Here is a 21,580-nt window from a genome sequence, read left to right as displayed (position 1 = left end):
TGGGGTGGGTATATCGTTTTTAATATGAACGAAAATCAGCGTCAAGAGATGGATACCCGCGGCTACCCGCCGGCCGGGCCTCGACAAGGGGCCGGAACGGGGCGAAATGCAGGCGAGCGCAGCGCCGCACGGATGCGCATTGCACGCATCCGGTGGTGGGGCGTCGCGTGGCGCGTGCGGCGCGTCAGTCGTCGATACGCATGCCGACCTTCAGCGTGACCTGCCAGTGCACGACCTGGTCGCCTTCGATGTGGCCGCGCGTTTCGGTCACCTGGAACCAGTGCAGGTTGTGCAGCGTCTTGCCGGCTTTCGAGATCGCGTTGCGGATCGCGTCGTCGCTCGATTGCTGCGACGAACCGGTCAGTTCGATCAGCTTGTACACGTGGTCGCTCATGATGCGCTCCCTGGGATATCGGTCTGTATTGCCGGGGCAACGCGCGGTCCCGAAGCGGTTCCGCTACGGTTCCGCTACGGTCCCGCTACGGTCCCGTGCATGCCCGGCTTCTTGAGTGATAGGTATGATGGGCGGCAACTGCAACCCATATCGGAGATGAGGCGCATCGTGGAGGTCGGATTTTGCGGACCAGGATTGATGGGCGCGCCGATGATTCGGCATTTGCTGGCGGCCGGGCATCGCGTGAGCGTATGGAATCGCTCGCGCGACAAGGCCGACGCGCTGGTGAAGGACGGCGCGCAGGTGGCGGGCATGCCGCACGAGCTGGCCGAGCGCGTCGAGACGGTGTTCGTGTGCGTGCTCGACGGCCGGGCGGTCGGCGACGTCGTGTTCGGCGAGCACGGGCTGCTTTCCGGCGACGCGAACGCGCGCCGCCTGCGACGCATCGTCGATCATTCGAGCATTCCGCCCGCCGCCACGCGCGACTACGCGGCGCGCGCGGCCGCGCTCGGGGTCGGCTGGGTCGATGCGCCGGTGTCCGGCGGCGTGCCGGGCGCGCAGGCCGGCACGCTCGCGGTGATGGCCGGCGGCCGCGCGGCCGATCTCGACGCGGTGCGCGCGCTGATCGACACGTACGCGTCGCGCATCACGCACATGGGCGATGCCGGCGCGGGCCAGACGGCGAAGCTGTGCAACCAGGCGATCGTCACCGCGACGGTCACCGCGATCGCCGAGGCGGTCGGCCTCGCGCAGGCGAGCGGCATCGACGCCGCGCGTCTGGCCGAGGCGCTGGCCGGCGGCTGGGCCGATTCGGTGCTGCTGCAGACGTTCGTGCCGCGCATGACGTCGGGCGGTCATCCGCCGATCGGCGCGCTCAGTACGTTCCAGAAGGATGTCGATGCCATCGCCGACGCCGCGCGCGACACCGGCGCGGTGATGCCCGTGTCGGCCACCGTGCAGCAGGTGCTCAGGCTCGGCGCCGCGCAGGGACTCGCCGGCGCAGATTTCGCCGCGTTCATCGACATCGTGCGGCCGGGCAACGGCCGCCAGCAGGCGTCGTGACGGGCAAGCGGGGCGTGTGAATGGCAGATGGGCCGCCCGGAGGCGGCCCATCGAATGACTGGCGGATCAGCCGAGCGAGCGGGGTGTCGTGTCGCCCGCGTTCTGACGGCCGAGGCCGCCGCGCAGGCTCGCCTTCGTGCCTGCACCAAACTCGGGCAGGATGCGCGCCCGCGCCCGGCTGGCGAACACGAGGAAGCCGAAGCCGTTCGCTTCGTACCAGTATCCGCCGTTCTCGAGGCCGTCGAGCGGCTGCTCGAGCGCATTCGCGATCGATTCGATGCAGCGCTTGCGCAGCTCGGCGATGGCCGGATAGGGCGGCTGCGCGCCGCGCACGCTGCACAGAAGCACGTCGAGGCCCGGCAGCACGTGCGCATAGAGGACGGGTTCGTCCTGCGCGCGAGCGCGGGCAATCTTGGTGTCGAGCTGGGCAAACGGCTTCGAGTGGCGCAAGACCGCGAGGAACGACTCCTGGCCATCCTGCGGCGCACGCCGACGTTTTTTCGGGAAGGACATAAACACTCGCCTCAAAAACAATTGCAAGAAATGCGGCACTTTCATGCGACCCACTCCCGGCTATGTACGCCGCATGTCGATCCTTTATAGCACACGAAAATGCTGCATTCGTGCAGTACGACGATCAATGTCTCCCGTCGACCTGCTCGCCATGATCGACACAGCCAGCGTCTTGGCGCCCGTACTGTCGTTTAGTCTCCATCATAGACCTGCTTTTCCCGCGCGTGCATTCGCTCGTCACAAAAAAGTGAGATACGCCGCATGCGGCGGTGCATCGCATGCGCAATAAAAAGGCCCGCGCGGGGCGGGCCTGGCTGGCGGAGCGTGTCGCGGTCAGCGCTGCTTGAGCGAATCGCGGATCTCGCGCAGCAGCACGATGTCTTCCGGCGTCGCGGCCGGCGCGGCTTCGTCCGGCTTGCGCAGCTTGTTGATGAATTTCACCATCAGGAAAATGATGAACGCAAGGATCACGAAATTGATCGCCACGGTGATGAACGAGCCGTAGCCGAATGCGGCGACGCCCGCGGCCTGCAGGTCCTTGAACGAATCGGGATTACCCTTGAACGACGGCGGGATGGTGCCGAGCAGAACGAACTTGTTCGAGAAATCCAGGCCGCCGGTCAGCACGCCGATGACCGGCATGATGAGGTCCTTCACGACCGAGTCGACGATCTTCGAGAACGCGCCACCGATGATCACGCCGACGGCGAGATCCATCACGTTGCCCTTGACGGCGAACTCCTTGAATTCCTTGATGATGCTCATGAGCGGCTTTCTCCTGGTTGGGGCGGGGGGAGGCGTGCCGCGACGCGCAGGATTGCTTTGCGTCGAATGAAGGTCGGTGGCACGCCGATGGCCGCATGATAGCGAACGTGCCCTATTGCCGGTAGCCCATCTTGAAATGATTGACAAATCCGCGCGTCGGCGCGGCCGGTCATGCCGCAGCGCGTGGCGTGCGTGGCCGAGCGTCGACATGCAGGTCGACACCCGGTGCACCCGTACTCACTCAGGTGTTGTCGTCGGTCCAGCCGTCGTCGTTGCTGCCGAGATCCATCCCGCTGCCGCCGCTGTTGCCGTCGCTCCAGCTCGAATCGTCGCCGCGGCCGAGGTCGAAGCCCGGATCGGTGTCCTGCCGACGGTTTTCGCCGTCGACGATCACGTCGCGTTCGACCACGCGCTCGCGGCCGCCGGACATCGCTTCGCCGAGCAGCACGCCGGTCAGGAGCCCGCCCATTCCGCCGCCGAAACCGCCACCTTGCTGGATCACGACGGGCGGCTGCTGTTGCGGATACGGTGGTTGCGGCGGGTAGGGCTGCTGCTGATACGGCTGACCCTGGGCGCCCGTCATGCGGTCGGCTTCCTGCGCGTACACCGAGCCGCTGCCGTTCGCTGGCGCCGTGGGCTGCGCGGCCGGGTCGGGGCGGCCTTCGACGCGCGCCTTCACGCTCGCGTGGCGCTGTTCGAGTTCATCGACGCGATACGGCGGCACCGGATTCTTGCCGTTCGACAGCGTCTCGACGAGCGTGCGCGCGTCGTTCTCGATCGCTTCGAGTTCGCCGGTCAGCGCCGCGGCGCCGGGCGCCGTCGACAGTTTCGCATCGAGCTTCAGCGGCCGGATGTCGTTCAGCACGTCGGTCGCGCGCTTGAGCTGCGTGCGGCGTTCGTCGTCGGCACGGCCGTTGTCGGCCGTGCGCGCGCGCCGCAGCGTCCAGCGCAGCACCAGCGCGATCACGGCGACGATCAGCCCGAGGCCGATCCACATGCCGGTCGACGGGCCGTGTTTTTCGGCCGGCGCGACGGCGGGGGCGAGCCCCGGCTGCAGCGTGCCGGCCTGCGTGGCCGACGGCGTGTTGCCGCTCACGCGCGCGGCGTCGGCGCGAATGCGCGACTCCGTCTGCGCGAAGCGCGACGCGTCGGTGAACTTCAATTGCGGATCGAGCGATTTCGCGCGCTGCAGTTGCGCGAGCGCGTCGGACGCGCGGCCTTCGCGGTCCAGCACCTGCGCGTACAGATAGCGCGCATGCGCGTTGTTCGGATGGGCGTCGATGACTTGCGACAGCTGCGTGTCGGCTTGCTGCCAGTTGCGCTGCGCGATCGACTGCTCGACCTGCTGAAGCGACGGGACCGCAAACGCGGCGGACGACAGCAACATCAGCGACAGGCCGAGTGCGGCGAGAGATTTCTTCATGGTCGAACCGGGCGCATGCGCCCGTCTCCTGACGATCGGTTCGCGCCGCGCGCCCGGGCCGGGGCGCGGCGCGGTGGCCCGCGGCGGCGGTTACTGCGCGGGCGTATCGAGCTGCTTCTTCAGCGCGGCGAGGCGATCTTCCACCGACGGGCCCTTGTTCAGCGCGGCGAGCTTGTCGTCGAGCGCCTTGCCGCTCGACGTGTCGGCCGAATTGAGACGCGCGTCCGAGCGGGCGTTCTGCAGCGCGACCTTGTCCTCGAGCTTCTGGAAATCCTCGGACAGGTTCTTGCCGCCGATGCCGCCCAGCGCGCTGGCGGCCACGTCCTTCGCCTGCGCGATTTCCTGCTTCGCCTGCAGGATGTTCGAGCGCGCATTCAGGTCGTTGCGGCGCTGACGCATGTCGGCGATCTGCCCCTTCAGCTTGTCGACCGACGGCTCGAGCGTCGCCAGCTCGGCCGCGAGCGCATCGCGCTCGGCTTCCGCGTTCGACTGGGCCGCGAGCGCCTCGCGGGCGAGCGCTTCGTCGCCGCCTTGCAGCGCGCGCTTCGCGCCGTCCTCGTACTTCTTCACCTTGTCGTCGGCCGCATCGCGCTTGCTGCGCTGGGTTGCGACCTGTGCCTCGATCTCGATCAGCGAATTCTCGGCACGGCCGATGCTGTCGTCGAGCTCCCGCACGATCTGCCGTGCGTCGCGCGACGGATCCTGTACCGAATCGGCCGCATCGTTCAGCAGGCCTTTGATCGTGCGCGAAATAGAGTCGAAAAGCGACATGAAATCCTCCGTGGTTGAAAGGCGCCGCGTGACCGCGGCAATGCCCGTCGCGAGCCGGTCCCGCTTCGGTTCCGGCCCGCGTGAGCCGGCGGATATTACACCACCGGTTCACTTAAATACGGCTTAAACGCGCGAGTTCAAGCGGCTCGCGCATCGGGACGCCAACCTTTCGCGACTGAAAGAAAATCGCCTGCGTGCGCCGTATTGCGTGTCCATCATAGGCCGAGGATGCCGACAATACGTGCCGCAAATCACGGCATTGCGGGAATTTTTACAAAAAATCGCGAAGGCACCCGGTCGATTTCATTAAAATGCGCTGTCACGTCGCGGGAACGGATCGCCGCGCGGCGGGGTCTGTCGACGTGACAGCCGCATCTCGATGCACCCACTCTGATTCATCCGCTTGCATTTCCGCATGCGTCCGAGGGCGCCACGTACGCCCGCCATTCCGACATGCCAATTATCAAACGACCGCCTTCTTCTTCCGACAGGAACGAACCCCACTACACGCTGCGCCGTTCGCCGTCCGGGGCCTATTACCCCGATGACGACGATCGCGACGACGGCCGCCGCGCGCAGCAGCGCGGTGGCGGTGGCGGAGGGCGCCGCCGCACGTTCGGCTCGCGCGTCGCGCTGTGGTTCGTCGGCTTGTTCGCGACGCTGGCCGTCGTCGGCGCGCTGATCGTCGGCTACGCGCTGGTCGTGATGGCGCCGCAACTGCCGTCGCTCGATGCGCTGACCCATTACCAGCCGAAGGTGCCGCTGCGCGTCTTCACCGCCGATCACGTGCTGATCGGCGAGTTCGGCGAGGAGCGCCGCAGCCTCGTGCGCTTCCAGGACATTCCCGACGTGATGAAGAAGGCCGTGCTCGCGATCGAGGACTACCGCTTCTACGAGCACGGCGGCGTCGATTTCCTCGGCATTCTGCGCGCGGGCGTGGCCGACCTGATGCACGGCGGCGCGCGCCAGGGTGCGAGCACGATCACGATGCAGGTCGCGCGCAACTTCTTCCTGTCGAGCGAGAAGACCTACACGCGCAAGATCTACGAGATGCTGCTCGCGTACAAGATCGAGAAGGCCCTGACGAAGGACCAGATCCTCGAGCTGTACATGAACCAGATCTATCTCGGCCAGCGCTCGTACGGCTTCGCGGCCGCGGCGCGCGTGTACTTCGGCAAGGACCTGAAGGACATCACGGTCGCCGAAGCGGCGATGCTCGCGGGGCTGCCGAAGGCGCCGTCCGCGTACAACCCGGTCGTCAATCCGAAGCGCGCGAAGGTGCGTCAGGAATACATCCTGAAGCGCATGCTCGACATCGGCTACATCACGCAGCCGCAGTACGACCAGGCGATCAAGGAAGAGATTCACGTGCGCACGCCGGGCAACCAGTACGCGGTGCACGGCGAGTACGTCGCCGAGATGGTGCGGCAGATGATGTACGAGCAATACAAGGACGAAACCTATACGCGCGGGCTGACCGTTACGACGACGATCAATTCGGCCGACCAGGAAGCCGCGTATCAGGCCGTGCGTCGCGGCATTCTCGACTACGAGCGCCGTCACGGCTATCGCGGCCCCGAAGCGTCGATCAACTTGCCCGCGGCCGGCGACGAGCGCGACGAGGCGATCGACGACGCGCTCGCCGACCACCCGGACAACGGCGACCTGCAATCGGCGGTCGTGCTGTCGGCATCGCCGAACGCGGTCGAGGTGCAGTTCGTCGGCGGCGCGACCACGACGATCGGCCCGGCCGGGCTGCGCTTCGTGTCGGCCGCGCTGAGCCCGCGCGCGAACAACGCGCTGCGGATCAAGCCGGGCTCGGTCGTGCGCGTGCTGAAGGACGGCAAGACGGGCTGGCAGGTCGTGCAACTGCCGCAGGTCGAGGGCGCGCTCGTCGCGATCGCGCCGCAGGACGGTGCGATCCGCTCGCTCGTCGGCGGCTTCGACTTCAACAAGAGCAAGTTCAACCACGTGACGCAGGCGTGGCGGCAGCCGGGCTCGTCGTTCAAGCCGTTCATCTACTCGGCGTCGCTCGACAAGGGGCTCGGACCGGCGACGATGATCAACGACGCGCCGCTGTACTTCCCGCCGAGCGTGCCGGGCGGCACCGCGTGGGAGCCGAAGGACGACGACCAGCCGGACGGCCCGATGACGATGCGCACCGGCCTGCAGCGGTCGAAGAACCTGGTGTCGATCCGGATCCTCGCGTCGATCGGCACGCAGTATGCGCAGCAGTACGTGACGCAGCGCTTCGGCTTCGATCCGGCGAAGACGCCGCCGTACCTGCCGATGGCGCTCGGCGCGGGCCTCGTGACGCCGCTGCAGCTCGCGACCGGCTACGCGGTGTTCGCGAACGGCGGTTACAAGGTCGATCCGTACCTGATCGCCGAAGTCGACGACGCGCGCGGCCAGCCGCTGCAGAAGTCGCAGCCGGTGGTCGCGGGCGGCACGGCGCCGCGCACGATCGAAGGCCGCAACGCATACGTGATGAACAGCCTGCTGCATTCGGTCGCGACGGGCGGCACGGGCGCGGGCACCAACGCGCTGGGCCGCAACGACCTGCAGGGCAAGACGGGTACCACGAACGACGCGAAGGACGGCTGGTTCGCCGGCTATCAGCAATCGCTCGTCGCGGTCGCGTGGATGGGCTTCGACCAGCCGAAGAGCCTCGGCAGCCGCGAATTCGGCGCACAGCTCGCGTTGCCGATCTGGGTGAACTACATGCGCACCGCGCTGAACGGCGTGCCCGAGCAGCAGATGCCGATGCCGGACGGCCTGACGACGATCGACGGCGAGCTGTACTACGCCGATCGCACGCCGGGCAACGGCTTCGTCGCGAACGTCGACATCAACCCGGCCGAGAACGCGATCAGCGCGAACGACGCACTCGGTTCGGCCGGCGCGGCCGGGCTGGCGCCGCCGCCCGTCACGCCGCAGGAGAAGCAGCAGATCATGGACATGTTCGAGAGCAAATAAGCGGGACGCTGGGCTTCAGCCATGCGACGGGCGCCTTCGGGTGCCCGTTTTTTTGCGCGCGGCCGCCAGCGGAAGACGGTGAATCAGAACGACGCGCAGGCCGGCACGACGGTCATGCCGACCGATTGCTGGTGAAATCGCTCGACGTACGCTTGCCGGATCGCGGCGAGCCGCGTGCGCGTGTCGCGCGTATCGTCGGCGATGATACGGAGCACGAAGCTGTCTTCGCGCGTGATCGCGCCGCTCGAGCGGTCGCGCCACTGGCCGTGCGTGTCCCAGTAGGTGAGGCCGTCGGGGAAGCGCGGCGTGACCGTGTCGGCGAGGAAGGCCGCGCGTTCGGCATCGGTGACGGGGCCGCGGCCGGCGACGTCGCGCCCGAACAGCAGGTCGGCCTGCAGCATGCGGCTTTCGCCCGGTTGCGTGCAGGCCGCAGGTTGCGCGTGGGAGGTGGGCGAGGGCGGTGCCGCGCAACCGGCGAGCAGCGCGAATGCAATCGAGCATGCGGCCAGCCGCCGCATCTGCCCATTTCGTGACGATCGACCTTCGCGCGCGCAAAACGCTGCGCGCTCAATCACTTGCGAGCGGGTCCGGCGGGTTATCAACAGGGCTGTCAACATAATCTGGGGATAACCCTAGGATGGCCGGCGCACGCGGGATGCGGCGTCAGTGCCGCAGTTGCGCGTGCGCGAGATGCATGCCGAGTGTGGCGGGGTCGGTATTCGTGCCCGACAGCAGCACGCCGACGCGCTTGCCCTGCAGCGTTTCGCGCAGCGGGCCGAGCAGCGCGGCGAGCGCGGCCGCGCAGGCCGGCTCGACCGACAGTTTCAGGTGCGAGAACAGGAACAGCATCGCGGCGCGCAGCGCGTCGTCGGAGACGGTGACGATGCGGTCGAGGTGGCGCCGGCACAGCTGGTAGCTGTATTCCTCGGTGTGCGGCGCCATCAGCGAATCGGCGATGGTCTGCATCGCGCTCATCTTGATCGTGTGATTGGCCGCGAAGCTGCGGCTCATCGCGTCGGCGCCTTCCGGCTCGACGCCGTACACGTGCACGCGCGGGTTCGCGAGCCGCAGCGCGGTCGCCATGCCGGCCGCGAGCCCGCCGCCGCCGATCGGCACGATCACCGCGTCGAGGTCCGGCGTCTGCGTCGCCCATTCGTAGCCGAGCGTCGCGGTGCCGAGGATCGTGTGATAGCCGTTGAACGGATGAATGAAGAAGCGGCCTTCCTCGGCCTCGATGCGCCGCACGAGATCGAACGCCTGCGACGCGCTGCCGGCCAGCACGACTTCCGCGCGGTACTGCTTGCACTGCGCGATGCGCGTCGGACTCGCGGTATGGAACATCACGACCTTCGCGCTGCTGCCGAGCCGCATCGCCGCATACGCGACGGCCGCCGCATGATTGCCGGCCGACACGCAGGTGACGCCGGCGTTCTTGCGGGCTTCGTCGAGCGCGAGCAGATGCGTGAACGCGCCGCGCGCCTTGAAGCTGCCGCTTGCCTGCAGCAGCTCGAACTTGAAGTTGACGTGCGTGCCTTCGAGGGAGGGCAGGTCGGCGCGTTCGAACACGGGCGTGCGCGCGACCCACGGCGACAACGCGAAATGCTGTGCGGCGATTTCGTCGAGCGTCGGAATCGGCTCGCCGTCGATCGTCGTATGGGCAGTGCCCTGTTGTTCAGTCGACATGACGTGGCGGGTAGCGGAGTGGGCCGGCCCGCACACGCGGGCCGGCGTGGCGGGAGGCAGTCAGTGCGCGTCGACCGACATGCTGCGGATGAACTTGCGCAGGAACTGCTCGCAGCCGGCGAGCTGCGCGAGCTCGACATATTCGTTCGGCTTGTGCGCCTGCTCGATGTTGCCGGGCCCGCACACGACGCTCGGGATGCCCGCGCGTTCGAACAGCCCGGCCTCGGTGCCGTATGCGACCTTGCGCTTGTCCTGGTCGGCCGTCAGCGCGCGCACGAGCTGCGTGATCGCCGCCTGTTCGGTTGCGTCGAGGCCGGGCGCCGCGGCGATCTTCGAGAACTCGATCGCGGCGTTCGGATGCTCGCGCCGCATCTGCGGCAGCAGCGTTTGCTGCGCATACGCTTCGATGCGCGTAAAGATCTGCTCGGGATCGAGCGTCGGCAGGTTGCGGAATTCGAAGTCGAAGCGGCACTCGGCCGGCACCGTGTTGATCGCGTTGCCGCCCTGGATCGTACTCGTCTGCGCGGTCGTGAACGGCACGTCGTACAGCTCGTCGAACGGGCCTTCGGCGCGGAAACGGTCGGCGATGTCGCGGATGTGGCAGATGAGGCGCGCCGCATACTCGATCGCGTTGAGCCCCTTCGGTGTCAGCGACGAATGCGCGGCGTGGCCGCGCACGCAGCAGCGGTACGCGTTGATGCCCTTGTGCGCGATGATCGGCCGCATGCTGGTCGGCTCGCCGACGATGCAGCCCGACGGCTGCACGCCGCGCTTCACGAGATCGGCGATCATCAGCGGCGCGCCGGCGCAGCCGATTTCCTCGTCGTAGGACAGCGCGAAATGGATCGGCTTCGCGAGCTTGGTTGCCTGCATCTCGGGCAGCAGCGCGAGCGCCGCGCCGATGAAGCCCTTCATGTCGCAGGTGCCGCGGCCGTACAGGCGGCCGTCGCGGATTTCCGGCGCGAACGGGTTGCTGTCCCATTGCTGGCCGTCGACCGGCACGACGTCGGTGTGGCCCGACAGCACGATGCCGCCGTTCGTCGAACCGTCGTGCGCGGGCACGGTGGCAAACAGGTTCGCCCAGCCCTCGCGCGGATCGTGCGTGATCGTCGACGCGATGCCTTTTGCGGCGAGCGCGTCGCGCACCGTTTCGATCAGGCCGAGGTTCGGCACGCGGCTCGTCGTGTCCATCGACACGAGTTGCTTGACCCAGGGCAGGCTGACGAGCGATGCGTCGCCTTCGGTGGCGGCGGACGGCGCCGTCGCGTCGAGAGTGGACATGGCAAAACTCCGTCTGATGAATGGGAAATCATACTCAAAAACGCGCCGGCCCGCCTTCGTCGGGCGCGATGCGGTGCAGCAACGTCGCGCCCGTCAGGATGGCATCAGCGGGCCGCGACGGCCGCCCCCTGTTTCGGGCCGAGCGCGCGCAGCGTTTCCTTGATCGTCGATACGCGGATCGCGAGATCGGGCGAGCGCGTCTCGATGCGCAGCTTGTCCTGGCCCGCGAGCTTGATGTGGCGATGCTTCTGCACCATCTCGATGATCCGCATCGGGTCGATCGGCGGATTCGGCTCGAACTGCAGGCCGATCGCGACTTCGCTCGCATCGATCTTCACGATGCCGAGCGGCTTCGCGGCGATCCGCAGCCGGTGCGTCTCGACGAGCGCGTGCGCCTGCGGCGGCAGCTTGCCGAAGCGGTCGATCAATTCCTCCTGGATGCCGTCGATCGCGTCGCCGTGCTCGCAGTTCGCGAGCCGCTTGTACAGCGACAGCCGCTCCTGCACGTCCGCGCAGTAGTCGGCCGGCAGGATCGCGGGCGCATGCAGGTTGATTTCGGTCGTCGCGGCGAGCGGGGCGGTGAGGTCGGGCTCCTTGCCGTTCTTCAGCGCCTTCACCGCGTCGTTCAGCATGTCCGTATAGAGCTGGAAGCCGATCTCGTGGATTTCGCCCGACTGCTTGTCGCCGAGCACCTCGCCGGTGCCGCGGATCTCGAGGTCGTGCATCGCGAGATAGAAGCCCGAGCCCAGTTCCTCCATTTGCTGGATCGCTTCCAGCCGGCGCTGCGCCTGCTTGGTCAGCGACTGCGGATCGTGCACCAGCAGGTACGCGTACGCCTGGTGGTGCGAGCGGCCAACGCGGCCGCGCAACTGGTGAAGCTGCGCGAGGCCGAACTTGTCCGCGCGGTGCATGATGATCGTGTTCGCGCTCGGCACGTCGATGCCGGTCTCGATGATGGTCGTGCACAGCAGCACGTTCGCGCGCTGCGCGACGAAATCGCGCATCACGCGTTCGAGTTCGCGCTCGTGCATCTGGCCGTGCGCGATCACGATGCGCGCTTCGGGCACGAGCGCCTCGAGCATCGCCTTGCGGTTCTCGATCGTCTCGACCTCGTTGTGCAGGAAGTACACCTGGCCGCCGCGCTTCAGCTCGCGCAGCATCGCCTCGCGGATCACGCTTTCCTCCTCGCGGCGCACGAAGGTCTTGATCGCGAGCCGCTTCTGCGGCGCGGTCGCGATCACCGAGAAATCGCGCAGCCCTTCGAGCGCCATCCCGAGCGTCCGCGGGATCGGCGTCGCGGTGAGCGTCAGCACGTCGACTTCCGCGCGCAGCGCCTTCAGCGCTTCCTTCTGGCGCACGCCGAAGCGGTGTTCCTCGTCGATGATCACGAGGCCGAGGCGCTTGAACTGCACGTCCGACGACAGCAGCTTGTGCGTGCCGATCACGATGTCGACGCTGCCTTCGTTGATCTGCGCGATCGCCGCGTTCACTTCCTTCGCGGTCTTGAAGCGCGACAGCTCGACGATCCGCACCGGCCAGTCCGCGAAGCGGTCGGCGAAGGTCTGCGTGTGCTGCTCGGCGAGCAGCGTGGTCGGCGACAGCAGCGCGACCTGCTTGCCGCCGAGCACCGCGATGAATGCCGCGCGCAGCGCGACCTCGGTCTTGCCGAAGCCGACGTCGCCGCACACGAGGCGGTCCATCGGCTTGCCGCTCGTCATGTCGCCGATCACGGCCGCGATCGCCGCGGCCTGGTCGGGCGTTTCCTCGAAGCCGAAGCTTTCCGCGAATTTCACGTAGTCGCGCGGGTCGAGCGAGAACGCATGGCCTTCGCGGGCCGCGCGGCGTGCGTACAGGTTCAGCAACTCGGCGGCCGTATCGCGGATCTGCTGCGCGGCCTTGCGCTTCGCGCGCTCCCACTGGCCGGAGCCGAGCGCGTGCAGCGGCGCGCTGTCGGGGTCGGCGCCGCTGTAGCGCGAGATCACGTGCAGTTGCGCGACGGGCACGTAGAGCTTGCTGTCGCCCGAGTATTCGAGATGCAGGAATTCGGTTTCGCCCTCGCCGAGATCCATCGAAACGAGGCCCATGTAGCGGCCGATGCCGTGCTGCGCGTGGACGACCGGATCGCCGACCTTCAGCTCCGACAGGTCGCGCACCATCGCGTCGACGTTGCTCGCCTGTTCCTGCCGGCGGCGGCCCGCGCGGCGGCCGAGCGCGCCGTACAGCTCGGTTTCGGTGACGATCGCATAGCCTTCGCCCGGCACCGCGAAGCCGTTCGCGAGCGGCGCGACGCCGAGCGCGAAGCGTTCGTCGCTCGCGAGCCAGCCCGCGAAGTCGTCGTTCGACGCGGGGCGCATGTGGTGTTCGGCCAGCAGTTGCAGGATCGTCTCGCGGCGGCCGGCCGATTCGACCGTCAGCAGCACGCGCTTGCCCGACGATTCGACGAACGTGCGCAGCGACGCGAGCGGATCGTCCGCATGGCGGTCGACGGTCAGTTCGGGCAGCGCGGTCGCCCAGCCGCCGGCCGGCTGCGCGGGCAGCACGACGCGCGCGAACGGCTTCGCGAACGCGAAGAAATCCTCGTCGGACAGGAACAGCCGCTGCGGCTCGAGGATCGGCCGCTCGCGATCGTGTGCGAGGAACGCGTGACGCTGCTTCGTATCGGCCGTGAAGCGGCGGATCGACGCGTCGAGATCGCCGGTGAACACGAGGTGCGCGTCCTGCGGCAGGTAGTGGAACAGCGTGGCCGTCTCGTCGAAGAACAGCGGCAGGTAGTACTCGATGCCGGCCGACGGCACGCCGTTGCCGATGTCCTTGTAGATCGGCGCGCGGCTCGGATCGCCTTCGAAGGTTTCGCGCCAGCGGCTGCGGAAGGCCGTGCGCGCCGCTTCGTCGAACGGGAACTCGCGGCCGGGCAGCAGGCGCACGTCGCGCACCGGATAGAGGCTGCGCTGCGTATCGGGATCGAACGCGCGAATCGAATCGACCTGGTCGTCGAACAGGTCGATCCGGTACGGCAGCGGCGAACCCATCGGGTACAGGTCGATCAGCGAGCCGCGCACGCAGTATTCGCCGGGCCGCACGACCTGGCTCACGTGCTCGTAGCCGGCCAGCGTGAGCTGCGCCTTCAGCTTCGCCTCGTCGAGCCGCTCGCCCTGCGCGAACGCGAACGTGTACGCGGCCATGAACGACGCGGGCGGCATCCGGTACAGCGCGGTGGTCGCGGGCACGAGCAGGATGTCGCAGCGGCCCTCGCCGAGGTCGTGCAGCGTGGCGAGGCGCTCGGACACGAGGTCCTGGTGCGGCGAGAAGGTGTCGTACGGCAGCGTTTCCCAGTCGGGCAGCAGGCGCACGCGCGCATCGGGCGAAAAGTAGCGGATTTCCTGCGACAGCCGCTGCGCGTCGACCGCGTTCGCGCAGATCACCGCGAGGAGCGGCACGTCCTGGCGGTTGTCGGCGAGATAACGGGCGATGGCGAGCGCGTCGGCGGAGCCGTGCGCGCCGTCGAAGGCAAAACGCTGGCCGGGCTTGACGCGGGCAACGGGTGAAGCGGACGGGGTGGAAGCGTTATCTGGCATAGGGACGACAGGGGTGGCGTGCACGGGCGCATCGCGTGCGCCGGTCGAGACGAAAGACCTATTATAAAATCCGCTTCTCGATTTCACCTTTCCGGCGTTTCCCTTCGTGACTCCCCGACTTTTCGCCCTGATTCCTTGCGCCGGCACGGGCAGCCGTTCCGGTTCGGCCGTGCCGAAGCAATACCGCACGCTGGCCGGCCGCGCGCTGCTGCACTACACGCTCGCTGCGTTCGACGCATGCAGCGAGTTCGCGCAGACGCTCGTCGTGCTCGCGCCCGACGATTCCCATTTCGACGCGCGCCGCTTCGCGGGCCTGCGCTTCGCGGTGCGCCGCTGCGGCGGCGGCTCGCGGCAGGCGTCGGTGCTGAACGGGCTGCTGGAGCTGGCCGAATTCGGCGCGACCGACCACGACTGGGTGCTCGTGCACGACGCCGCGCGCCCGGGCATCACGCCGGCGCTGATCCGCACGCTGGTCGCGACGCTGAAGGACGACCCGGTCGGCGGGATCGTCGCGCTGCCGGTGGCCGATACGCTCAAGCGCGTGCCGGCCGGCGGCGACGCGATCGCGCGCACCGAGTCGCGCGACGCGCTGTGGCAGGCGCAGACGCCGCAGATGTTCCGCATCGGCATGCTGCGCGACGCGATCCTGCAGGCGCAGCGCGAAGGGCACGACCTGACCGACGAGGCCAGCGCGATCGAATGGGCTGGTCATACGCCGCGCGTCGTGCAGGGCAGCCTGCGCAATTTCAAGGTCACGTATCCGGAAGACTTCGCGCTCGCGGAAGCGATCCTCGCGCGCCCCGCGAACGCTTCCTGACATTCACCCCCTCTCAATCGGAACACGCATGGATTTCAGAATCGGACAAGGCTACGACGTGCACCAGCTCGTCGAGGGGCGCCCCCTCATCATCGGCGGCGTGACGATTCCGTACGAACGCGGCCTGCTCGGCCACTCGGACGCGGACGTGCTGCTGCACGCGATCACCGACGCGCTGTTCGGCGCGGCGGCGCTCGGCGACATCGGCCGCCATTTTTCCGACACGGACGCGGCATTCAAGGGCGCCGACAGCCGCGTGCTGCTGCGCGAGTGCGCCGCACGCATCAAGGCGGCCGGCTTCACGATCCAGAACGTGGACACCACCGTGATCGCCCAGGCGCCGAAGCTGGCACCGCATATCGAAGGGATGCGCGCGAACATCGCGGCCGATCTCGGGCTGCCGCTCGATCGCGTGAACGTGAAGGCGAAGACCAACGAGAAGCTCGGCTATCTCGGCCGCGGCGAGGGGATCGAGGCGCAGGCTGCCGCGTTGCTGGTGAAGCAGGGCGGCTGACGACCTTGACGGCGGCGCGTGCGGTTCGCGCCGCACGCCGCGCCGTTGAAATGAAAAATGCCACGCGAATGCGTGGCATTTTCGTTTGCAGCAGGCGCGGCTCACGGCCGCGCGCCGTGCAACCGCTTATTCGCCTTCGGCGGCGATCACCTGCGCGGCGGCGTTGATCACCGACGCGATGCGGCCGACGTCGCGCAGTTGCGTCGTCGTCATCCCTTGCTCGTTCTTCAGCAGCGCATAGTGCGACTTCACGCAGAAGTGGCACTTGCCGACGATCGACGCGGCGAGCGCGTACATCTCGAATTTGCGCTTGTCGACGCCGCCGTGCGTCGCGTACGCACCCATCCGCAATTCGGCGCGCTGCGTCTTCAGGTCGGCGTCGTCGGCCATCTCGACATACGGATACCAGGTGTTGTTCATCCCCATCAGCGCGGCCGCCGTCAGCACGGCGTTGGTCTCTTCGGGCGACAGCACGCCGGCTTCGCGGATCGTCTTCACGAGCACCGTGCTCTTCGCCGCGATGGCCGCCGCCAGCGCCACGCCGACCGCATCGGTGCCTTCGAGCGACGAGCGCGAGATCGTGCCATCGAGGTTCAGGCGAATGTCCTTCGCGTAGTCGGGGATACGTGCCTTAATCGAGTCGATGAATTCCATTGATATCTCCTATGGGTTGGCCGTTAAAAAAGCCCGCAGGCAGGACGTGCGCCGCGGGCTTCGTGCATTGCTACGCTTACAGCGTTGCGCCGCCGACTGCGCGGTTGCACGGGCACAGTTCGTCCGTTTGCAGGCCGTCCAGAATGCGCAGGACTTCTTCCGGGCTGCGGCCGACGTTCAGGTTGTTCACCGACACGTGCTGGATCGTGTTGTCCGGATCGACGATGAACGTTGCACGCAGGGCCACGCCGGCTTCCTTGTCGCGCACGCCGAGCTGGTCGATCAGTTCGCCCTTGACGTCGCCGAACGAGTAGTGGTTCAGCTTGTCGAGGTCCTTGTGCTCACGACGCCATGCGAGCTTGACGAATTCGTTGTCCGAGCTGCCGCCGAGCAGGACGGCGTCGCGCTCTTCGAACTGCTTCGTGAGCTTCGCGAATTCGACGATTTCCGTCGGGCACACGAACGTGAAATCCTTCGGATAGAAGTAGATGATCTTCCACTTGCCCGGGAACGACGCTTCGGTGACGGTCTCGAACGCCGACTGGCCGTTTTCCTCGTGATTATTGAAGCCCGGCTTCGCGGCTACGACGGTGAAAGCTTCGAGTTTATCGCCCACGGTTTTCATGCGGATACTCCTGTGTGAGTTGGGAAGAAGACTGAGTCAAGCTACCTCGGTGCTGCAACGATGATGTGACAGCATGGGGAAAACTATAACACTATTAGCAAGGCGCTTCAATAGATTTTGACTAACGACTCTCATAGCTTTTGTCAACCGGGTCGATAGTGTGACGCGCAAGATGCGTGCGCGAGCGTGTCACGCGGTCGCACGCGCCTTGCCGGCGCCGGGGAATTCCAGCGTGACCTCGAGGCCGGCTTCCGGGTGGCGGTTGCGCAGGCGCAGCGCGCCGCGATAGCGGCCGACGAGCCGCAGCACGATCGCCATTCCGAGGCCCGTGCCGTCCGCCTTGGTGCGGGCGGTGTCGACGCGGTAGAACGGCCGCATCACGAGCGGCAGTTGATCCTCGGGAATGCCGGGGCCTTCGTCGCTCACCGACAGCTCGACGCGCGCATGCGACACGCGCGTCTCGAGCGTGATGCGCGAAATGCCGTCCTGTTTGCTCTGACCGTACTTGCGCGCGTTCTCGACGAGGTTGCCGATCACGCGCCGCATGTCGGTCTCGTCGGCTTCGATGATCGCGCTCGGCGCGAGCCGCGTGCGGATCTCGACGCCGTCCTCGCCCGACACGCGCGCGGCGACTTCGTGCGCGACCGACGACAGGTCGACGGGCTCGGGCTTGCGCTGCGACGGGCGCGCATAGTCGATGAAGGCCGCGATGATGCGGTCCATCTGTTCGATGTCGTCGACCATCGCGTCCTTGGTCGCCTGGTCGGACGGGCTCATCTCGGTTTCGAGCCGCAGCCGCGCGAGCGGCGTGCGCAGGTCGTGCGAGATGCCCGCGAGCATCAGCGCGCGATCGGCCTCGAGCTGTTCGAGGTCGCGCACCATCTGGTTGAAGCTGCGGTTGGTGTCGGCCGCGACGCCCATCCCGCGCTCGGGCAGCGGCTCGGGCGCCTGGCCCGAACCGACCTGGCGCGCGGCGAGCGCGAGCCGCGAGAACGGCCGGTTCACGAGGCTCGTGATGAATGCGGAGCCGAACAGCGACAGCGCGAGCGCGAACAACCCCCAGCCGGCCCACTGCAGGCCCGTGACGTTGTCGAGCTGGTCGCGGTCGAGCGCGACCCAGTAATCGTCGTCGTCGATCTTGAAGCTGATCCACACGCCGGGAATGTCGTTGACCGACTGCGCGATCACGGTATCGTCGCCGAGGCGGCTGCGGATGTCGTGTTCGATCAGGCGGTTCAGCGATTCGTCGGGCTGCAGCTTGAACTTGTCGGTTTTCTCGCGCGGGTACACGCGCACGCCCTCGTTGCTCTCGAGATCCTGCAGCAGCGCGCGCCGCAAGTCGGGATCGGAATAGAGCAGGGCGGTGCGCGTGAGCTTCACGACCGCGACGAGCTGGAGCGCGACGCGCTGCGCACGCGGCTCCCGCTCGATCACGCGAAAGCTCTGGAACCACGCGGCGAGACTGACCGAGATCAGCAGCGCGATCAGCAGGAAGGTGCGCCAGAACAGCCCGCCGAACGCGAGCTGCAAAAGGCGCCGGTCGATACGCATGGGACGGGCCGTGGGCGGGGCGAAACCGGGAAGGAAGAAGCTCAGGCGGCGCCGTCCGGGATGAACACGTAGCCGAGGCCCCAGACGGTTTGGATGAAGCGCGGGCTGCCCGGATCCGGCTCGATCAGCTTGCGCAGGCGCGAGATCTGCACGTCGAGGCTGCGGTCGAACACTTCGTATTCGCGGCCGCGCGCGAGTTCCATCAGCTTTTCACGCGACAGCGGCTGGCGCGGATGGCGCGCGAACACCTTCAGCACGGAGAATTCGCCGGTGGTCAGCGGAATTTCCTGGCCGGACTTCGTCAGCGTGCGCGTGGCGAGGTTCAGCGAGAATTCGCCGAACTCGAACACCTCGGTGGTTTCCGACGGCGCGCCCGGCAGTTCGGCCGGCGCCTGGCGGCGCAGCACCGCGTGAATGCGCGCGACCAGTTCGCGCGGGTTGAACGGCTTCGGCAGGTAATCGTCGGCGCCCATCTCGAGGCCGACGATGCGATCGACGTCTTCGCCCTTCGCGGTGAGCATGATGATCGGCGTGCGGTCGTTGCTGCCGCGCAGCCGGCGGCAGATCGACAGGCCGTCTTCGCCCGGCAGCATCAGGTCGAGCACGAGCAGGTCGAAGCGCTCGCGTACCCAGAGCTTGTTCATCGCGGTCGCGTTTTCCGCGACGTAGACGTTGAAACCCTGTTCGCCGAGGTAGCGGCGCAGCAGATCGCGCAGGCGAGGGTCGTCGTCGACGACGAGAATCTTGGAGGGGTTTTTCGTTTCCATGATCGGCATCTTATCGCGAATGGGAATTGACGCACGGCCGGGGATTTTCGTGCGTTACAGTCGGTTACAAAATTTACCCGTAGTGTCGCGCCGAGTAAAGGCAGGCTATAGAGATTCCTTTACTCGAAGCCGAAATTCGGTAGATACTCCCCTGCACTCCATCTTTCATCTTTGCACACCCGAATTCCGCAGGGTTTTTCAAGTACCAGAGGTAACCGGTTGCCGCGTGACGAAGGGAACAAATCGACCAAAGAAGCGAGGACGGTCATGCGATCTGCCCGGATTGCACTGATGCTGACGATCGCGCTTGCCGGTCCGTATGCGTCGAACTTCGCGTATGCGCAGCGCCCCGAGCAGGGCGCATCGTCGCGCAAGCTGCCGCGCGGCAAAGCGCCGCAACCCGATCGCGCCGCCGATATGACGGTCCGTTCCGCCGTGCCTCCCGATCTCGAACAGCGCCGCCGCGACGGGCACATGACGCCCGAAGAGCGGCACCTGTTGCGCCAGCACATCGAAGACGCCGTTCGCGAGCTGTACAAGCGCTGACGCGTGCCGTCATTCTTCTTGCGCGGAAGTGTCCGCGCGGAAAGAATTCGTAGCACTTTTTCCGTCAACTTTCTGCTGCCGAATGCCGTTGTACGGGCATCCGCACCGCCGGTGCGTTCCCGGAGTCCATGACGATGAAAGCGAACGCTGCCGCACCGGCGCCGTCGCCTGCCATGCAGTCGCCGCTCGATGCCGACGACGCACTGTTTTTCCTCAGCCGCACCGGTTTCTCTCCCGCGCCCGCCGAGGTCGCGCGCATCGTCGGCATGACGCGCGCGCAGGTCGTCGCCGACACCCTCGGCAGCGCGCGACGCGAACCCGTCACGACGTGGCCCGACTGGCTCGCCGAGCCGCCGCCGACGCGCGCGCAGCGCCAGGCGCTGACGCCCGACATGCGGCGCGACGAGCAGCGCGAGCGCAATCGCCGCTATGATGCGTTGCGCGCGGCCTGGGTCAACGAGATGGTCGCGACGCCGTCGCCGCTGACCGAGCGCATGACGCTGTTCTGGCATGGGCATTTCACGTCCGGACAGGACAAGGTCCCTTATCCGCAAACGATGGCCGCGCAGAACGCGCTGTTTCGCCGCGAGGCGCTCGGCAACTTCGGCACGCTGCTGCACGCGGTCGCGAAGGACCCGGCGATGCTGCAGTATCTCGACGGCGCGAGCAATCGCAAGGGGCGGCCGAACGAGAATTTCGCGCGCGAGGTGATGGAGCTGTTCACGCTCGGCGAAGGGCACTACACACAATACGACGTGACCGAAGCCGCGCGCGCGATGACGGGCTGGACCGTCGATCCCGATACGCTGCGCTTCGCGGTGCGGCCCGACTGGCACGATGCCGGCGACAAGACGATCCTCGGCGAAACCGGGCCGTTCGACGGCGATGGCTTTCTCGACGTCCTGCTGAAGCGGCCGGGCACCGCGCGTTTCATCGCCGGCAAGCTGTGGCGCGAGTTCGTGTCCGATGCGCCGGAGCCGGGTGCGCTCGATGCGGTCGCCGAACGGTTTCGCGCGAGCGGCTACGACATTCGCGCGGCGCTCGCCGCGCTGTGGTCGACCGACGCGTTCTGGGATCCGCGCAACCGCGGCGTGCTGGTCAAGTCGCCGGCGGAATTCGTGGTCGGGTCGGTGCGGCTGTTCGACGTCGCGTACGGCGATCCGCAGATGCTCGCGGACACCGTGCGCACGCTCGGGCAGAACCTGTTCTATCCGCCGAACGTGAAGGGTTGGCCGGGCGGCGCGCTGTGGATCAACAGCACCACGCTGCTGTCGCGCAAGCAGTTCGTCGAGCAGCTGTTCCGCGCGACCGAGACGGCCGGCATGCGGCCGCCGGCCCGTGGCGCGATGACGCCGCCGCCGAACGCGCGTGCGCACGCGATGCCGGTGATCGACACGGCGTCCGCTGTCGGCCTGCGCGGCCTGCCGGCGAAGCCGGCGCGCGGCGGCCTGCGTTTCGACCTCGAACGCTGGCTCGCCCAGTATCGCGCGCGGCCGCAGGCGGTCGCGGGATTGTCGACCGAACTGCAGTTGCAGCACGCGGTGTTGCAGCTTTCGCCGGTCGCGGCGATCGACACGGATTCGACCGGCAGCGCGTATCTCGAGGCGCTGCTGATGGATCCGGCCTATCAACTGAAATGATGCAAACGACGACGAAGCGGGCA

The 21,580-nt window shown here is 67.2% G+C and carries 19 protein-coding genes; 6 read left to right on the top strand and 13 right to left on the bottom strand.

The genetic code is table 11. The features are described 5' to 3' along the window. Positions 1-184 precede the first annotated feature (184 nt). Positions 185-394 (bottom strand): dodecin, encoded by a 210-nt coding sequence (locus tag JYG37_RS11940; protein WP_011549586.1) that lies wholly within the window; start codon positions 392-394, stop codon positions 185-187. Positions 395-562: 168 nt separating this feature from the next. Here JYG37_RS11940 and JYG37_RS11935 point away from each other — a divergent pair, with 168 nt between their 5' ends. Next, the gene (locus tag JYG37_RS11935) at positions 563-1,456 is read left to right on the top strand and encodes an NAD(P)-dependent oxidoreductase (RefSeq protein WP_176016011.1); all 894 of its coding nucleotides are present in this window, start codon (positions 563-565) and stop codon (positions 1,454-1,456) included. 66 nt (positions 1,457-1,522) lie between these two features. Here JYG37_RS11935 and JYG37_RS11930 read toward each other — a convergent pair whose 3' ends face one another. From JYG37_RS11930 to JYG37_RS11915, 4 genes are all read right to left on the bottom strand, one after another. Further along, positions 1,523-1,969: a hypothetical protein gene (locus tag JYG37_RS11930; RefSeq protein ID WP_006488003.1), complete on the bottom strand. Its 447-nt coding sequence runs from the start codon at positions 1,967-1,969 to the stop codon at positions 1,523-1,525. A gap of 333 nt (positions 1,970-2,302) precedes the next feature. Then, the gene (gene mscL / locus JYG37_RS11925) at positions 2,303-2,734 is read right to left on the bottom strand and encodes a large conductance mechanosensitive channel protein MscL (RefSeq protein ID WP_050013307.1); all 432 of its coding nucleotides are present in this window, start codon (positions 2,732-2,734) and stop codon (positions 2,303-2,305) included. Between the two features lie 241 nt (positions 2,735-2,975). Next, positions 2,976-4,157: a tetratricopeptide repeat protein gene (locus tag JYG37_RS11920; protein WP_050013306.1), complete on the bottom strand. Its 1,182-nt coding sequence runs from the start codon at positions 4,155-4,157 to the stop codon at positions 2,976-2,978. 90 nt (positions 4,158-4,247) lie between these two features. After that, complete coding sequence (locus JYG37_RS11915) at positions 4,248-4,928, bottom strand: PspA/IM30 family protein (protein WP_050013305.1); 681 nt, start codon at positions 4,926-4,928, stop codon at positions 4,248-4,250. Between the two features lie 453 nt (positions 4,929-5,381). Here JYG37_RS11915 and JYG37_RS11910 point away from each other — a divergent pair, with 453 nt between their 5' ends. Continuing rightward, the gene (locus tag JYG37_RS11910) at positions 5,382-7,904 is read left to right on the top strand and encodes a penicillin-binding protein 1A (protein WP_050013304.1); all 2,523 of its coding nucleotides are present in this window, start codon (positions 5,382-5,384) and stop codon (positions 7,902-7,904) included. 83 nt (positions 7,905-7,987) lie between these two features. On the opposite strand, the gene JYG37_RS11905 is transcribed toward JYG37_RS11910, so the two are convergent. The 4 genes from JYG37_RS11905 to mfd form a co-directional block, all read right to left on the bottom strand. Further along, a complete protein-coding gene (locus tag JYG37_RS11905) occupies positions 7,988-8,422 on the bottom strand; it encodes a DUF3574 domain-containing protein (protein WP_050013303.1) in 435 nt (144 codons plus the stop codon). Between the two features lie 145 nt (positions 8,423-8,567). Beyond that, positions 8,568-9,587, bottom strand: coding sequence for a threonine/serine dehydratase family protein (locus tag JYG37_RS11900; RefSeq protein WP_050013302.1), 1,020 nt, complete (start codon positions 9,585-9,587; stop codon positions 8,568-8,570). 60 nt (positions 9,588-9,647) lie between these two features. Beyond that, the gene (gene argE, locus JYG37_RS11895) at positions 9,648-10,868 is read right to left on the bottom strand and encodes an acetylornithine deacetylase (RefSeq protein WP_089488555.1); all 1,221 of its coding nucleotides are present in this window, start codon (positions 10,866-10,868) and stop codon (positions 9,648-9,650) included. Between the two features lie 104 nt (positions 10,869-10,972). Next, positions 10,973-14,530, bottom strand: coding sequence for a transcription-repair coupling factor (gene mfd, locus JYG37_RS11890; RefSeq protein ID WP_213345434.1), 3,558 nt, complete (start codon positions 14,528-14,530; stop codon positions 10,973-10,975). A gap of 19 nt (positions 14,531-14,549) precedes the next feature. Between mfd and ispD the strand changes: the two genes are divergently transcribed. Both ispD and ispF read left to right on the top strand, forming a co-directional pair. Further along, positions 14,550-15,260, top strand: a complete 711-nt coding sequence (gene ispD, locus JYG37_RS11885) for a 2-C-methyl-D-erythritol 4-phosphate cytidylyltransferase (RefSeq protein WP_050013299.1) — start codon at positions 14,550-14,552, stop codon at positions 15,258-15,260. A 28-nt stretch (positions 15,261-15,288) separates the two neighbouring features. Continuing rightward, complete coding sequence (ispF, locus tag JYG37_RS11880; protein WP_050013298.1) at positions 15,289-15,774, top strand: 2-C-methyl-D-erythritol 2,4-cyclodiphosphate synthase; 486 nt, start codon at positions 15,289-15,291, stop codon at positions 15,772-15,774. 126 nt (positions 15,775-15,900) lie between these two features. On the opposite strand, the gene JYG37_RS11875 is transcribed toward ispF, so the two are convergent. From JYG37_RS11875 to ompR, 4 genes are all read right to left on the bottom strand, one after another. After that, positions 15,901-16,428 carry a carboxymuconolactone decarboxylase family protein gene (locus JYG37_RS11875; protein WP_050013297.1) on the bottom strand — a complete coding sequence of 176 codons (528 nt, stop codon included), beginning with the start codon at positions 16,426-16,428 and terminating at the stop codon, positions 15,901-15,903. A 76-nt stretch (positions 16,429-16,504) separates the two neighbouring features. Then, positions 16,505-17,053, bottom strand: a complete 549-nt coding sequence (locus tag JYG37_RS11870; RefSeq protein WP_006478563.1) for a peroxiredoxin — start codon at positions 17,051-17,053, stop codon at positions 16,505-16,507. A gap of 189 nt (positions 17,054-17,242) precedes the next feature. Then, the gene (locus tag JYG37_RS11865) at positions 17,243-18,604 is read right to left on the bottom strand and encodes an ATP-binding protein (protein WP_050013296.1); all 1,362 of its coding nucleotides are present in this window, start codon (positions 18,602-18,604) and stop codon (positions 17,243-17,245) included. A 41-nt stretch (positions 18,605-18,645) separates the two neighbouring features. After that, complete coding sequence (gene ompR, locus JYG37_RS11860) at positions 18,646-19,380, bottom strand: osmolarity response regulator transcription factor OmpR (protein ID WP_006478565.1); 735 nt, start codon at positions 19,378-19,380, stop codon at positions 18,646-18,648. A gap of 258 nt (positions 19,381-19,638) precedes the next feature. On the opposite strand from ompR, the gene JYG37_RS11855 reads away from it, so the two are divergent. Both JYG37_RS11855 and JYG37_RS11850 read left to right on the top strand, forming a co-directional pair. Further along, the gene (locus JYG37_RS11855; RefSeq protein ID WP_006478566.1) at positions 19,639-19,917 is read left to right on the top strand and encodes a hypothetical protein; all 279 of its coding nucleotides are present in this window, start codon (positions 19,639-19,641) and stop codon (positions 19,915-19,917) included. Positions 19,918-20,051: 134 nt separating this feature from the next. After that, positions 20,052-21,557 (top strand): DUF1800 domain-containing protein, encoded by a 1,506-nt coding sequence (locus JYG37_RS11850; protein ID WP_124630791.1) that lies wholly within the window; start codon positions 20,052-20,054, stop codon positions 21,555-21,557. Positions 21,558-21,580 lie beyond the last annotated feature (23 nt).

Source organism: Burkholderia sp. LAS2 (assembly GCF_018417615.1).
Classification (GTDB): Bacteria; Pseudomonadota; Gammaproteobacteria; order Burkholderiales; family Burkholderiaceae; genus Burkholderia; species Burkholderia sola.
Note: the sequence above shows the minus strand (reverse complement) of the source record. Positions and strands in the feature narration are given on the sequence as shown.